This window comes from Paenibacillus sp. TY11, from assembly GCF_059772165.1.
In genome coordinates, this window is the sequence record NZ_JCBAIQ010000021.1 from 56,534 (window position 1) to 70,810 (window position 14,277).

The 14,277-nt window shown below is 48.2% G+C and carries 12 protein-coding genes and 1 riboswitch; of the genes, 7 read left to right on the forward strand and 5 right to left on the reverse strand.

Annotated elements, in window-relative coordinates; translation table 11 throughout:
* Nucleotides 1-89 precede the first annotated feature (89 nt).
* Together AC6EJC_RS20945 and nfsA are read left to right on the forward strand one after the other, a co-directional pair.
* Nucleotides 90-2,555 carry a heavy metal translocating P-type ATPase gene (locus AC6EJC_RS20945; protein WP_444955629.1) on the forward strand — a complete coding sequence of 822 codons (2,466 nt, stop codon included), beginning with the start codon at nt 90-92 and terminating at the stop codon, nt 2,553-2,555.
* A 285-nt stretch (nt 2,556-2,840) separates the two neighbouring features.
* The gene (gene nfsA / locus AC6EJC_RS20950) at nt 2,841-3,584 is read left to right on the forward strand and encodes an oxygen-insensitive NADPH nitroreductase (protein ID WP_444955630.1); all 744 of its coding nucleotides are present in this window, start codon (nt 2,841-2,843) and stop codon (nt 3,582-3,584) included.
* A 181-nt stretch (nt 3,585-3,765) separates the two neighbouring features.
* Here nfsA and AC6EJC_RS20955 read toward each other — a convergent pair whose 3' ends face one another.
* The 4 genes from AC6EJC_RS20955 to AC6EJC_RS20970 are packed head-to-tail and all read right to left on the reverse strand — an operon-like array spanning nt 3,766 to nt 6,661.
* Nucleotides 3,766-4,608, reverse strand: coding sequence for a TatD family hydrolase (locus AC6EJC_RS20955; protein ID WP_444955631.1), 843 nt, complete (start codon nt 4,606-4,608; stop codon nt 3,766-3,768).
* On the reverse strand, nt 4,601-5,551 hold the full coding sequence (locus AC6EJC_RS20960; protein WP_444955632.1) for an ABC transporter ATP-binding protein: 951 nt from the start codon (nt 5,549-5,551) through the stop codon (nt 4,601-4,603). The genes AC6EJC_RS20955 and AC6EJC_RS20960 overlap by 8 nt, the downstream gene beginning before the upstream one ends.
* A gap of 43 nt (nt 5,552-5,594) precedes the next feature.
* Nucleotides 5,595-6,371 (reverse strand): ABC transporter permease, encoded by a 777-nt coding sequence (locus tag AC6EJC_RS20965; protein WP_444955633.1) that lies wholly within the window; start codon nt 6,369-6,371, stop codon nt 5,595-5,597.
* Nucleotides 6,368-6,661 (reverse strand): MTH1187 family thiamine-binding protein, encoded by a 294-nt coding sequence (locus AC6EJC_RS20970; RefSeq protein WP_016818835.1) that lies wholly within the window; start codon nt 6,659-6,661, stop codon nt 6,368-6,370. The genes AC6EJC_RS20965 and AC6EJC_RS20970 overlap by 4 nt, the downstream gene beginning before the upstream one ends.
* On the opposite strand from AC6EJC_RS20970, the gene AC6EJC_RS20975 reads away from it, so the two are divergent.
* On the forward strand, nt 6,660-7,145 hold the full coding sequence (locus AC6EJC_RS20975; RefSeq protein WP_444955634.1) for a hypothetical protein: 486 nt from the start codon (nt 6,660-6,662) through the stop codon (nt 7,143-7,145). The genes AC6EJC_RS20970 and AC6EJC_RS20975 overlap by 2 nt on opposite strands.
* A 7-nt stretch (nt 7,146-7,152) precedes the next feature.
* Here the strand turns inward: AC6EJC_RS20975 and AC6EJC_RS20980 are convergent, their stop codons facing one another.
* Nucleotides 7,153-8,196, reverse strand: a complete 1,044-nt coding sequence (locus AC6EJC_RS20980) for an ABC transporter substrate-binding protein (protein ID WP_444955635.1) — start codon at nt 8,194-8,196, stop codon at nt 7,153-7,155.
* Between the two features lie 195 nt (nt 8,197-8,391).
* Nucleotides 8,392-8,501, reverse strand: a riboswitch (TPP riboswitch).
* A 268-nt stretch (nt 8,502-8,769) separates the two neighbouring features.
* Between AC6EJC_RS20980 and AC6EJC_RS20985 the strand changes: the two genes are divergently transcribed.
* The 4 genes from AC6EJC_RS20985 to AC6EJC_RS21000 all read left to right on the forward strand — a co-directional run bounded on the left by AC6EJC_RS20985 (nt 8,770) and on the right by AC6EJC_RS21000 (nt 14,273).
* Complete coding sequence (locus tag AC6EJC_RS20985; protein ID WP_134904078.1) at nt 8,770-9,204, forward strand: pyridoxamine 5'-phosphate oxidase family protein; 435 nt, start codon at nt 8,770-8,772, stop codon at nt 9,202-9,204.
* Between the two features lie 222 nt (nt 9,205-9,426).
* A complete protein-coding gene (locus tag AC6EJC_RS20990) occupies nt 9,427-11,529 on the forward strand; it encodes a bifunctional 2',3'-cyclic-nucleotide 2'-phosphodiesterase/3'-nucleotidase (protein ID WP_444955636.1) in 2,103 nt (700 codons plus the stop codon).
* A gap of 269 nt (nt 11,530-11,798) precedes the next feature.
* The gene (locus tag AC6EJC_RS20995; protein ID WP_444955637.1) at nt 11,799-12,860 is read left to right on the forward strand and encodes an EAL domain-containing protein; all 1,062 of its coding nucleotides are present in this window, start codon (nt 11,799-11,801) and stop codon (nt 12,858-12,860) included.
* Between the two features lie 399 nt (nt 12,861-13,259).
* Complete coding sequence (locus AC6EJC_RS21000) at nt 13,260-14,273, forward strand: zinc-dependent alcohol dehydrogenase family protein (RefSeq protein WP_444955638.1); 1,014 nt, start codon at nt 13,260-13,262, stop codon at nt 14,271-14,273.
* Nucleotides 14,274-14,277: the final 4 nt, after the last annotated feature.

Below are 14,277 nucleotides of genomic sequence, written 5' to 3' on the forward strand. Positions count from 1 at the left end.
AGATTTGTTTCGAAGGAGAAGCTTCCATATTAGAAGCTTTTTCTTTTTGGATATGATATACCCCACTGGGGTATAGGAGGAGGGTTACCATGGAAAACCGTGCGACCGACGGTGACAAGCAGACAACGCTTCACATTACGGGGATGTCCTGCGCCGCCTGCGCAAGCCGTATTGAGAAAGGTTTAAATCGAATAGATGGTGTGGCACAGGCTAATGTGAATTTGGCTTTGGAGCAGGCGTCAATATCCTATGATCCCAAGCAGGTGGAGATCCCTGAGTTTCGCGATAAAATTGCTTCTCTTGGTTTTGGAACCGTGAGCGAAGAAGCAAATCTGAATGTGACGGGCATGACCTGCGCGGCTTGTGCAACCCGAATTGAAAAGGGATTGAACCGGATGCCGGGTGTGACAGGCGCTACGGTAAATCTGGCAATGGAAACGGCTCATGTGGAATATGCGGCAGGGAGTATTGCGGTCGGTGATCTGGTGAGCAAGATTGAGCAGCTGGGCTACGGAGCGATCCCGCAGAGCGCTGAGGACAATATCGCGGATGTCCGCAGTAAGGATATCCATCGTAAAAAATGGAAGTGGATTGTGTCCGCAGTGCTATCGTTTCCGTTGTTGTGGGCGATGGTGGCTCATTTTTCCTTTACGTCATGGATTTATGTGCCGGAACTGTTTTTGAATCCGTGGTTCCAGCTTGTGCTGACAACACCGATTCAGTTCGTCATCGGATGGCAGTTTTATGTGGGCGCGTACAAAGCGCTTCGCAATGGCAGCTCGAATATGGATGTGTTAGTTGCACTGGGTACGTCTGCGGCTTATTTTTACAGCTTGTACCTTACTCTGCGTCCGTCTGATGTCATGGAGGGCATGAGGGGGATGGCGGGAACGCCTGTCATGACCATGCCTGAGCTGTATTACGAGACAAGCGCGGTGCTAATTACGCTTATTTTGGTCGGTAAATGGTTCGAAGCGGTAGCCAAAGGACGTTCGTCCGAGGCGATCAAGAGCCTGATGAGTCTACAGGCGACGACGGCACGTGTGGTACGTGATGGACAAGAGCTTGATGTACCGATCGAACAGGTACGTGTGAAGGATATCTTTATTGTACGTCCGGGCGAGAAAATCCCCGTCGATGGAGTGGTCGTGGACGGACGTTCGGCAGTGGACGAATCCATGCTAAGTGGTGAGAGTCTTCCGGTTGAAAAAGAAGCGGGTTCTGCAGTTACAGGGGCTACGCTCAATAAAAATGGGGTACTTCGTATCCAGGCTGAGCGTGTGGGTGGTGATACGGCATTAGCCCGTATTATCAAGGTCGTGGAAGATGCGCAGAATTCCAAGGCACCGATTCAACGGATTGCCGATCAGATTTCTGGTATTTTTGTTCCCATTGTTGTTGCTGTCGCTGTGTTGGCCTTTATCGTCTGGTTTTTCCTTGTGACACCAACTGATTTTGCAGGCTCACTGGAGAAAATGATTGCAGTTCTCGTCATTGCTTGTCCTTGTGCGCTGGGATTGGCTACCCCAACGTCCATCATGGCAGGATCAGGACGGGCCGCTGAATACGGTATTTTGTTCAAGGGCGGCGAGCATTTAGAAATGACCCGTTCGGTCAACGCAGTTGTATTGGATAAGACAGGTACGGTTACGAACGGCAAGCCAGAGCTTACGGATGTTATTGTTGGAGCAAGCAGCTTGGCTGAAACGGATTTGCTGCGTTTGTTGGGTGCGGCAGAAAAAAGCTCGGAGCATCCGCTGGCGGAAGCCATTGTAAAGGGGATTGCAGATCGAGGCATTGAGCTGGTAGGGCCGACGGATTTTGAAAATATTCCGGGTTATGGTGTGAAGGCTCATGTGGATGGCAAGCAGGTATTGGCGGGTACACGCCGATTGATGAGCAGGGAAGGCATCGCGATAGATGACTCTGCCGAGCAACATATGAATGAACTGGAAAGCGCAGGGAAAACAGCGATGCTTGTTGCTGTAAATGGCACCTATGCCGGACTAGTGGCCGTAGCGGATACGATTAAAGAAACGTCACGTGAGGCAGTTGCCCGTCTGCGAGCGATGAACATTGAAGTCATCATGATTACGGGTGACAATGAACGAACCGCGCGGGCCGTTGCCGCCGAGGCCGGAATTGAACGGGTGCTGGCGGAGGTGCTGCCTGAAGGCAAGGCTGAAGAAGTGAAACGACTTCAGGAACAGGGGTTGATCGTAGCCATGGTCGGGGATGGTATTAACGATGCACCTGCGCTGGCTACTGCTAATATTGGGATGGCGATGGGTACGGGAACGGATGTGGCAATGGAGGCTGCCGATATTACCCTCATGCGCGGTAACCTGAACAGCATTCCTGACGCGATCGAAATGAGCCACCGGACCATGACTAATATACGGCAAAATCTGTTTTGGGCGCTCGGGTATAACGTGATCGGCATTCCGATTGCCGCTTTGGGCTTCCTTGCCCCATGGTTGGCGGGAGCGGCTATGGCGTTTAGCTCTGTTTCGGTCGTGCTGAATGCGCTGCGTCTGCAGCGGGTGAAACTGTAAATGTATTGATGTATTAGGCAGGACTCCTGCTGTCGGACCTTTGCAGCGAGATAAAGTTTTTATTAGAGCAAGTACGCACAATTTTGGTTTTCTGCGTGCTTGCTTTTTTGTTGTGTTTCAGTTGTTTTAACCCATGCTGTCGACCTTCTCGCGTTAGGTTGCTTATCATTCGTGAAAGTTTCATAATATTTGTAGAGTGCCATGCAAGCATGCAATAACTTCTTCGTACACTCACAGCTTGACGCAGATAAAGAGTTTATATTATGGATTAGGAGTGAGGCAGTCATGAATGATACGATTTCCTTGTTGATGAATCACCGGTCTATGCGAAAATTCAAGTCAGACGCCGTTACCGACGAGCAGCTCGCAGCTATTGTGGCAGCTGGCCAAATGGCTTCCTCGTCCAGCAATGTGCAGGCATATACCGTTATCGCTGTTACAGAGCCTTCTTTGAAAACAAAGCTGGCCGAGTTGGCGGGGGGGCAGGCTTACGTTGAACAATGCCCGGCGTTTCTGGTATGGTGCGCAGACCTGTATCGTTTGAAGCAGGTCACGATCCATCATCAGCCAGGTCAGCCTTCCTATGAAGGGTCCGTCGAAAATTATACGGTTGCGACCATTGATGCCGCGTTAGCTGCACAAAATGCAGCGATAGCCGCTGAATCACTCGGCTTGGGCATCGTCTATATCGGGGGCATTCGTACTAAAATAGCAGAGGTATCCGAGCTGTTAGGGTTACCTGAACTGGTATATCCAGTGTTTGGTATGTGTATTGGTGTCCCGGATCAGGAAGGGGGCATACGCCCACGTCTTCCACTGTCCGGTGTTTTGCATATGAACGGTTACGACAAAAATCAAACGATGAAAGCCGTGGAGCTATATGATCACACATCGTCTGAATATTTGAAGGAACGTACAGGGGGACAACGCTCCACCCCTTGGTCCGAGCAAATGGCGGCAAGATTGACCGAGCCCGCACGTTTGCAGATGAAGCCGTTTTTGGAACAGAAGGGTTTTTTGAAGCAATAAGAGTGGAACAGCGATAAAAATAACTCAGCAACTATACAAGTGGCATGAAGCCATACGCTACTTGAGAAATACAAGAACCTCCTTTTTACGCATGATGGAGTCCCGCGTAAATAAAGGAGGTTCTTTGCTTTTGCTACAATTTGTGGTTGTAACCTTTCAGTAAATAGCCTATATGCCTTTATCAATCAAATAGTGAGAAGAAGCGTCTCGTATTTTCATAAAATAATTGACGTACGGCAGATTCATCTTGATTTGTCAGCTTGCTATACGCGCGAATGACGTCGGCAGTCATCCGTGGATGTGTCTGTTGTCCGGTAAAAGGTCCCTCGAACGACCAGGGGCCGTCTGTCTCTGCCATGATCTGATCAGACGGATACTGTCTTGCCAAACTGCGGATTTCTTCTTCGTACAGGAGATCCGGCGTGAACGAGACATAATATCCGTTCCGGGCCATGCGCTCGGTCGTGGCGGCAGAGCCTTTGAACCAATGGAAATGCGCCTGTGTGACGCCGTGACGTTCCAGAAGGTCGCAAGCAGTATCGGCGTCCTCATAAACGGCGTGCAGGACAATGGGCTTGTTATGCTCGCACGCAAACTGGATAAAACGCTCCAGTAGTGCTATGTAGGGAGCGAGGTCAAAAGGAGTTCCGCTCTGTGAGGCTTCCAGCCGATTGTAATAGGGCAAACCGACTTCACCCACGGCGATCATCTGCTGTACATGTTCGTCCATCCAGTCGAACAAGAGGTCAAGCTCAGCTTGTGGTGGAAGAGCCTGTTCGGGATGAAAGCCGAAGGCCGATCGTACCAGCCCGGGGTGACGCTCAGCTAAGCGCAGATTGGCTCGGCTGGATTCAAGATGCATTGACACGGCGATCACGGCTTCGACGCTGCTATCGGCAAGCGAAGCGAGCAATAGCTCCTGTTGTTCAGGCGGGTAGCTGTCTACATGAATGTGCGCGTCGATCAATGGAGCGGTTGCTTCCGCGTTCAATTTCAATGCAGACAGAATATTCACATCATTCATCACGATTTACTCCATCGTCTGAGGTGTTTTTACGCACGCTTTCAGCGGTGTCGACCTCGCCGTCCAGTTTGTGCTTTTCCTCGCGCATCCAGCTGGTCATGGTCCGCTTCCATTCAATAAAGCGCGGATCGAGGGCGATTTCTTCCCTGCGCGGGCGGGGAAAGGGAACATTTACGACATGCATCACCGAAGCAGGTCGCGCCGACAGCACATAGATGCGGTCGGAGAGCAGCAGCGCTTCTTCAATGCTGTGGGTGATGAACAGCACAGAGCGGCGGTTCTTCTCCCACATCCGTAATAACCATTGCTGCATGTCTGCACGTGTCAGCGCATCAAGTGCACTGAACGGCTCATCCAGCAGCATTAATTCCTGCGGGCTGAGCAGTGCGCGAAGAAAGGCCGCACGCTGTTGCATTCCACCAGATAGCGTATGCGGATACGCTTTCGCGAATTTGCCTAGTCCAACCTGCTCGAGCCATTGCAAGGCTTCTTTGCGACATTCGCGTTCACTGGCGTATTGAGGGTGTGCTGCTGTATCTTTACGTGGTGCATTTTCTTGCCCGAGCAGCACGTTGTCCAGCGTGGTGCGCCACGGGAAAAGGGCGGGCTGCTGCGGCATATAGCTAATATGCCCGCGTTCACCAGTCATGTCCCGTCCGTGCATACGGATACGTCCCTGCTGCGGCTTGAGCAGCCCGCCGATGATGTGAAACAGCGTGCTTTTGCCGCTGCCTGACGGACCGATGAGGGAGACGAATTCTCCCGACTTGACGGTCAGGGATACATCCTGCAGTACAGGCAGTGAGCTTCGTTTTTCGCGGAAGGCGAGGCTGATCCCGTCCAATTCCAAAGCAGGAGGAGCAGTTGAAGGCTTCTGCTGTTCCCCGGCTCGTTGTTCATAAGCCACGTTGTGTGATGATAAGTCAGTCGGATGCAGACTCATACGCGCCACGTCCTTTCTTTGATGTTTTCATTCAATGTGGAAGCTATTCTTGATCCGGTTTCCAGCGAACCAGCCATTTCTCGAGCAGTAAAATAACCACAAACATGAGTAAGCTAAGTGCAACAATGATGCCGATGGCGGCAAAAATTAGATCCGTGCGATAGGCCGATTTTTGCAGCAACATATAATATCCAATTCCTTCACTTGCTCCGATCCATTCGGCAATGATCGCGCCCATCACACTGTAGGTAGCAGCAATTTTGATACCAGAGAATACTTGTGGCAGGGAATGTGGAAATTCCAGCTTCATAAAAATGGCCATGCGGCCTGCACCCGACATCCGCATATAGTTCATCATCATACGGTCCGTCCGTGTCAGCCCGTCCATGGCCGCTACAGCCACGGGGAAAAAGCATACTAAGGTAATGACCATAAGCTTGGGCAGCACCCCAAAACCAAACCACACCATGAGCAACGGACCGAGGGCGATGATCGGAATGTTTTGACTAAGGATAAGCAGCGGATACAGAGCTGACTTGAGAAAAGGGATAGTATGAAGAATAATAGCGATCAACAGTCCCGTTGCTGTCCCTATAGCGAATCCCGCAAGTGTCAGGCGAATCGTGGCCCAAGTATGGGCGCTGAGCAGAGCTGACTGAGCCAATCCTTCCTGCACGATCAGAGATGGGGCCGGCAGCAGCCAGGATTCAACATGAAAATAGGAAACCGCTCCCTGCCAGGCCGCCAAAAAGAAGAGGACCGCCACAAGGGGCGGCCATACGCTTTTCCACCAGGATGCGTTCTTGCCTTTCGAATTCATGGGCGATATTTCTCAGTCAGCTTGTTCATGCTGATACCCTGTGGGTTATGTGCGATTTTGATCTGGGAAATAACGCTGGGACTGCCAGCTTCCGTCAAGGCCTCGTGCATTTCTTTAACCACTTTCAGCAGCTCGTCCAGCTCGCCCTCCATAGTCGTATCCAATGGGTTCACCTGATGCTTGACGCCGGAACGCTGAATGACCTCAATCGCCTTATCTACATAAGGGTAAGAGTCCTCGTTATTAGGAGTTTTAGGGATTACTTGAATACTGAGCAGTGTGTTAGCCATGCGAATTCACCTGTCCTTTATTTTGATTGTTATTAAAAAAATATGGTGGTTTAAGGCGGGGAGACCGCTTCGCGTTTCATTTGATCTTACGATCGCTGTTGCCGTGGGATTCTTTGAATTAAATTTTAAAGGTAAGAATCCAACGGCAAAGGCGAACGCTTCGCTTCTCCAGATTCAAATGAACCGCTACGCTGCCAACCGCCTTAAAGGCATCTTAGTTTTTGATAGGTTGTGTGGCATTTTTACACACAAGCGCATCTGTTTTTGCGCTTTAGATACTATGACACTAAAGAATAACCAAGTGGAACGAGAACGAAGTGGGCGGAATGGTGCTGTACAAGCGTTAGCGTTCGCCTTTGTACCCAGATTTCAACCTCTGGAAATTCATAAAAGAAATCTGGGTACAACAGCGATGGGAAGCACCATCCGACTGCGTAGTGGCGCTTCGTTCACTTCTCTAATTCAGTCTTATTTAGCGTTTTAACAAATGATCAGCGCTTGGGCAAGAAGTCGTTTGTGAAGGCTTTATCCACTTCCAAAGGTTTACTGAGCAACTTGCGTTCGTACATCCAGTCCGAATAGTTTTGCCATACCTCCGCTTTTTGCACGCCCCATTGCGCGGCATCGTCTTGATAACGCGGGCTTAGCCATTTTTGGCTGGCGAGTACCAATTTTTTGTCCAATTCCGGCACAGCTTTGCTTAAGATATCCGCGGCTTGTTCCGGATGGGCGATGGTGTATTCATAGCCTTGTGCCGTAGCATCCATGAACGCTTTGACTAGCTCGGGATCATTTTTAATCGTCTGTTCATTGCTCACAATCACAGGCGTATAGTAATCGAGGCTTTTGGAATAATCTTTTACATACAGCATATCCAATGGCTCACCCCGAAGTTGAGCCTCGATCCCGGTCCAAGCGTAGAAAATCCAGGCAAAGTCAATATCCCGCTTCACGGCTGTAAAGTAGTCTGCATTGCCCATGTTGACGATCTTTACTTTGCTCACATCGCCTTTTTCTGAATCCATGATGGATTTCATGACCGCTTCTTCTACGGGTGAACCCCAACCGCCGTATTTCTTACCTTCAAAATCTTTCGGGCTTTTAATTCCGCGATCTACCGGGGCTGCGAAGCCAGAGGTATTATGCTGAATCACCGCAGCGATGGATACGAGCGGTACGCCCTGCGTACGAGCTTGTGTAACGCCTTCTTGGTAGCTGATACCAAAAGGTGCAGCATTAGAAGCAACCATTTGATCGGCTCCGCCTGAACCGGGTTGAACAATTTGGACATTCAGGCCCGCTTTTTCGTAAAATCCTTTATCCTTGGCAACATAGAGTCCCGTATGATTCGTATTTGGTGTCCAGTCGAGCACGACTTTAACATCTTTGAGCCCCTTTGTCGGGGTGGACGTTTGAGTGTCGGTAGCGGGAGCCGCCTCTTGGGATGTAGGTGGACTTCCGCCGCAAGCGGTCAGGATCAGGGCCATAAGCCACAGACTGATCAGTCCCAGGCTTAACATTTTCATGCGCTTCATTGTTGTGTTCTCTCCTTTTAATTACCCGTTATCCGTCCAATCAGACAGCTTATGTTCCCCATTTTCATAAAAATAACATCTGCCGGACGCTATCTTTCCAACAACCTAATCTTCAACAAAAAAAAGCGCCCCGAGATTCCGGGACGCTTGCGCTTGTATATACCAAAGTAAGGGATGGTCCTATGTAAAAAAAGGCACATCTTGCTTAAGCATTCCTACGCTGGCATTACCCAGATCAGGTTGTAAGGGTCAGTGTCTTGGGACACACTCTCAGCCGGCCGATTCCAGCACCCCTGGCATTGTATGGTTTAATGGGTTCGTTTATTCGGGTTTACTACGACGATTATATGCCTTGAAGGCAGGTCTGTCCAGCATTGAGGAAGAGATGACGGTTCATTTGTCGAACGACAGGGTACACTTTTACTGTGAGCTAGATCTGAAAATGAACATGAATCAATCAGCACCGATCGGGTCATGTTATTTTCAGAACAGCTGCGTAGGTATATTCAGATGGGCTGGTGTCAAATGGCATGGCCGTAGAAATTCTAATTCGTGAAAAGGAGTTGTTGTACTGTGGGTAAAACGGAAACATTGGATCGCAGCCAACTGGAACAAGCCATTGTGAAGGCTTTGGATAACAACAAATTTTGCTCGTTAGGTACGGTAGAGGGTGGCAAACCGAAAGTACGCTATATGGCCCTTTTTAACGATGGAATGAACATTCATCTGGCGACGGATCGCAAAACGCATAAAGTGGATGAGCTAAAGGACAATCCGAATGCTTATCTGCTATTGGGTTATGAAGTTGGCGGTACGAAGGAAGTCGTAGAAGTGGAGGCTACTGTCCAGATTACAGCTGATGAAGGGCTGCGCAAACAAGTGTGGAACGATTCCTTGAAGGAATGGTTTTCCGGACCGGATGATCCCGATTATGTCATTTTGGACGTGAATCCGACTCGTATTGAGTATGTGGGTCAACAAACTGAGCGCCAGGTGTGGAAGAAATAGAAACGAATATAAATGGATAAGCCAGTGAATCTCCGATTCTTTTAGGAGGTTTGCTGGTTTTTTATTTTGTGAGAAAACTAATTATTTTTTCATAAATAATTTAAGTAAATGACTACTCTTTTGTCCGGCGTTGGATTAAAATAGAAATGGTGGGTTCAAAGCTTACATATATGTGCAAAAGTATGTATATGAAGCATACACCTTAATGAGGAGGGGTATATTTTGTTATTTCGTAAAAATTGGTTTAAAGGGTTTACAGCAGCAGTTGTAGCTTGTAGCATGATGGTGTTTTCAGCCGCTCCAACCTGGGCAGCTAGCAATTCTCGCGATAGCGCTACAGTGAATTTGCGAATCATGGAAACAACGGATATTCACGCGTCGCTGATGAACTACGATTACTATTCGGACAAAGAAACCAACGAATATGGCCTGATTAGCACTGCCAGTTTGATCCAACAGGCGCGTAGTGAAACGAGAAACAGCATGCTGTTCGATAACGGTGATTTGTTGCAGGGCAATCCATTAGGCGATTATATGGCCAGAAACAAAACCTTCGAGAAAGAAGGCGGTGTCCATCCGGTCTACAAGATGATGAACTTGATGGGCTATGATGCGGCGACAGTGGGCAACCACGAATTCAACTACGGCCTCGACTTTCTGGAGAAATCGCTCAAGGGAGCCGATTTTCCTTACGTAAATGCGAATGTTTATGTTGATAAGGGGGGGCAAGCTACTAAAAATTATTTTACCCCTTATCAAATTCTTGATAAAACAGTAACGGACGAGAAGGGCGAAGAGCACTCGCTTAGAGTGGGCGTAATCGGCTTGGTCACACCTCAAATTATGCAGTGGGATGAAACCAATTTAAAGGATAAGGTCGTTACGAAGGATATTGTGGAAACGGCGAAAAAGTTTATTCCTCAAATGAAAACGGAAGGTGCTGACATTATTGTCGTGCTTGCGCATACAGGTTATGAGGATGTACCACAAACGCCAATGATGGAGAATGCCGTTAAATATTTGAGCCAGGTGGACGGGATTAACGCTATTCTGTTTGGGCATGCTCATAAATCTTTCCCCGGCCCTGATTTTAAAGAAATGAAGGGTGTAGACCTGGATAAAGGAACCATTAATGGTGTACCGGCTGTGGAAGCTTCCTCATGGGGCAAGGAGCTGGGTATTATTGACCTGAGCCTGGAAAAGAAAAACCGCGTGTGGAACGTAACTAATTCCCAGTCTGAAGTGCGTCCGGTTGTGAATACCACAAATCAGGCTTTGCAGTTTACTCCTGACTTTAAACTGACAGATGCAATCAAGGAAGAGCATAAAGGAACGCTGGATTATATTCGTCAACCTGTAGGAACAACGACTGCACCGATTACCAGCTATTTTGCATTAGTGCAGGACGACCCGTCCATCCAGATTGTGGCGAATGCACAGAAATGGTATGTTCAAAACCATCTTAAAGGAACCGAATACGAAAAGCTTCCCGTATTGTCGGCAGGCGCTCCATTCAAGGCCGGCGGTCGAAACGGAGCTGAGTATTACACCAACATTCCTGAAGGTACGGTAGCGATTAAAAACGTGTCCGACCTGTATGTGTACCCGAACACGGTGCATGCTGTAGAAGTTACAGGGGCTGAAATTCAGGAATGGCTGGAGTGGTCTGCGGGTCAGTTTAACCGCATTGATCCAAACAAAACAGAGGAACAATCGCTGATCAACAAAGATTTCCCGACCTACAATTTTGATGTCATTGACGGAGTGAATTACCAGATTGATGTAACTCAGCCTGCACGATATGATGCCAAGGGAACTATTATTGATTCTTCAGCCCATCGTATCAAGGATTTGCAATACAACGGGAAAGCTATTGATCCTGCACAGAAATTTATCGTAGCGACCAATAACTATCGTGCTTCCTCATCCAAACTGGCCAACCCAGATGGCAAACGAATTGTGATGGCAGCGCCGGATGAAAGCCGTCAAGTCGTTGTTGATTATATCCGTACAAACGGAACGATTAATCCATCGGCAGATGGCAACTGGTCTATTGCTCCTTTTGGTCAGGCAAAGGTTACTTTCGAGTCTTCACCTGATGCCAAAGAGGTGCTTGCCGGAAATCAACAAATTTCATTCTTGAGCAGCGCGGCAGATGGCTTTGCCAAATACAGCTTAAAAGCTGGCGTGAAGCCTAGTGCAGCAACGACTCCTGTAAAGGAAGCTGTGGTTCCTGCAAAAGCAACAGCGAAGCCAGCTGCTAAAACGACCAAACCTGCGGCTGCTAAACCAGCTAAAACAACGAAGCCAAAGGCGTCCAAATAAACTCGGAGTTCTGATTCCACTGAATATCAGAATTGAGCAGCAAGTCTCCTTATCCAAGAGACTTGCTGCTTTTTGATTCTAAGGATAACAGTCCCGAATTTATCATGGGTGTAGAAGGCTTTATTTTTGTCGAATAACACTTAAGTCCTAAGTTATAGCTGAGAAAAAGCTTATTTTTTGTAAAAACACGTAATTATATAGTGCTTTTGTTCTAGTTATCTGTGATATAATGGTGAAAAAATCGGAAAATTGTTCCGAGGAGGACCATTATGACTTGCAGCAATTGCAGCATCATATTACCTATTAAGGATCAAGGATTGCTAAAAATCAGGCATTCCAGGGTGTCGCTTACTCCAGCATTAAATGGCTTGGGTATGCTATCGGAACAAATGAAGCAGGAACAATGGCGTGAGGGCGGCATAATGTTTCGCTATGAGAGCCGTTCAGAGCTGGAACGGCTGGTTAATGGACTGGCTCGTCTGCCGCAGGAATGTTTGAACCATATGGAAGTTGCAGTGACTCGCCTGCATCATATCGAAGGATATGAAGACTGGCTTTTATTTAGCCAACTGCAAGCCAGACTGCAACATCCGGATCTCGTGAGGATTATTAAGGATCAAAGTTTTTCCAGCCATATGCAGCCTATTGTTGACCACAAGCTGAACATTATCGGGTTTGAGTTTTTGCTGCGTCCGTCACATGCAGAGAGGCCTTTTCAGCCTTTCCGACTGTTTGAAATCGCCCGTGAAGCTGGCTTGCATGCTCATCTGGATCGCTCGGCTCGTATTTCCGCTATTGAAAAAAGTGCAACATGCCTTCCAGCGGGAATTAAACGCTTTATTAACTTTCTCCCTTCAACCATTTATAATCCGGCTTATTGCTTGAATCATACCTTTGAGACGATTAATCGGTTATCCATGAATACGGAGGATTTTGTGTTTGAGGTCGTAGAGACGGAAGAAATAGACGACCTTAATTTTTTACATCATATCTTTGAACAATATCGCAAACGAGGAGTTTCGGTGGCATTGGACGATGTGGGGGCAGGTTATTCTACAACAGAGCTTATGAATTGCCTCCAGCCGGATTATGTTAAAATTGACCGCAGTATAATTGACGGATGTCATTGTAACAGTGAACAGAAGCGGCAAATTACAGGGATTGTGGAATCAGCTTATCGTTTTGGCGGCCAAGTGTTGGCTGAAGGCGTAGAGCAGATGGAGGATTTTGAATTTTGTCGTGAAGCAGGTGTGCCACTGGCCCAGGGTTATTTGTTTGGCAAGCCGGAGCCCGGTCCGCCCCCCAATTTTATGCTTAGTAGCGTAATATAGTCAGGAACAAATTTAAGTAGACGTAGTTTATAAAAATTGGAGCTTAAATAAGGCTATCGCATAAGCAAATTCCAATTCTATTGGACAGCGCTTATATCACCATTAATGTAAAAAAAACGCGAGTGCAGAGGTTATTTCCCCCCTGCAACTCGCGTTTTTTGGTCATGCTTGCCCACCTGAGCAAGTTCTAGACAAGCGAAGCCACCCAGTCTCCAATTTTACTTGGTAAGGAATGTTAAAAGCCCGGAAGCAGTTTACGACCGTTTTTATTTTTAAAGTAAAGATTGACGTCTTGAAGACAATTGGATACAGTGTATTATATAAGAAACATTGTTTCTTGCGTAATACGCCGTATCCATACTAGGTGAAAAGTTTAACATTACAGGGAGGACAACCAAAATGAAAGCAGTGCAACTGAAAAACGGTTTTGGCTTTGAAGAGTTAACCTTGACGGAACTTGACATACCGGTGCCGGGACGGCTGGAAGTTCTGATCCGCATAAGGGCAGCATCCCTAAATTACCGGGATTTGGTAATTATCAACGGAGTAATGCCGATCGGCATTCAATTTCCCTTCATTCCGTTATCCGATGGAGCGGGTGAAATTGTAGCTGTGGGCGAAGGGGTGACAAAATTTCAGGTTGGACAAAGGGTAGCGGCAAATTTACAACAGAAATTCATTGGCGGGAGCACCAGAGCGGAGGTCTTAAAGGACAGTCTGGGAGGCCCGCTCAGTGGAGTGGCGGCTGAATATATCGTTCTGCATGAAGAAGGGGTCGTCGCCATTCCGGATCACCTTTCTTGGGAGGAGGCTTCCACCTTGCCGATTGCGGCATTAACCGCATGGAGCATGCTGATGGAATCCGGCGGGCTGCGAGCGGGGGATACGGTGCTCTTGCAAGGAACAGGCGGTGTTTCCATCTTTGGGCTTCAATTCTCTCTGATGGCGGGAGCACGGGTAATTATCACATCGAGCAGCAATGACAAGCTGGAACGGGCAAAGGCTCTCGGCGCATGGCAGACAATCAACTATTCGCAAGTTCCCGAGTGGGATAAGGTGGCTCTGGAGCTGACAGGCGGCGGAGTCGACCATGTCCTGGATGTAGGGGGAGCGGCAACAATGGCGCAATCCATCAATGCACTTCGTACCGGAGGGACTGTGAGCATGGTCGGATTCTTATCGGGCTTGACCATTCCTGAGTTCGATGTCACCAGCATTTTGCAGAAGGCTGCGACGATTCGCGGCAGCCAAGTCGGTAACCGGGAACATTTCGAAAACATGAATCGTGCCATTTCTCGCCATCGTTTACATCCTGTCATCGACCGGGTATTCCCGCTCAGCCGAATCGGCGAAGCCTTCGCACTTTTGGCTGAAGGAAAACAGTATTTCGGTAAAATCGTCGTTCAAATATAAATAT

What these genes read in the sequence shown, in the direction of transcription:
- AC6EJC_RS20945 (WP_444955629.1), top strand. Translation starts at nt 90, where the DNA reads ATGGAAAACCGTGCGACCGACGGTGACAAGCAGACAACGCTTCACATT.
- AC6EJC_RS20960 (WP_444955632.1), bottom strand. Translation starts at nt 5,551, where the DNA reads ATGAGTCTGCATCCGACTGACTTATCATCACACAACGTGGCTTATGAA.
- AC6EJC_RS20975 (WP_444955634.1), top strand. Translation starts at nt 6,660, where the DNA reads ATGCGAATTCACCTGTCCTTTATTTTGATTGTTATTAAAAAAATATGG.
- AC6EJC_RS20955 (WP_444955631.1), bottom strand. Translation starts at nt 4,608, where the DNA reads ATGAATGATGTGAATATTCTGTCTGCATTGAAATTGAACGCGGAAGCA.
- AC6EJC_RS20980 (WP_444955635.1), bottom strand. Translation starts at nt 8,196, where the DNA reads ATGAAGCGCATGAAAATGTTAAGCCTGGGACTGATCAGTCTGTGGCTT.
- nfsA (WP_444955630.1), top strand. Translation starts at nt 2,841, where the DNA reads ATGAATGATACGATTTCCTTGTTGATGAATCACCGGTCTATGCGAAAA.
- AC6EJC_RS20965 (WP_444955633.1), bottom strand. Translation starts at nt 6,371, where the DNA reads ATGAATTCGAAAGGCAAGAACGCATCCTGGTGGAAAAGCGTATGGCCG.
- AC6EJC_RS20995 (WP_444955637.1), top strand. Translation starts at nt 11,799, where the DNA reads ATGACTTGCAGCAATTGCAGCATCATATTACCTATTAAGGATCAAGGA.
- AC6EJC_RS20970 (WP_016818835.1), bottom strand. Translation starts at nt 6,661, where the DNA reads ATGGCTAACACACTGCTCAGTATTCAAGTAATCCCTAAAACTCCTAAT.
- AC6EJC_RS21000 (WP_444955638.1), top strand. Translation starts at nt 13,260, where the DNA reads ATGAAAGCAGTGCAACTGAAAAACGGTTTTGGCTTTGAAGAGTTAACC.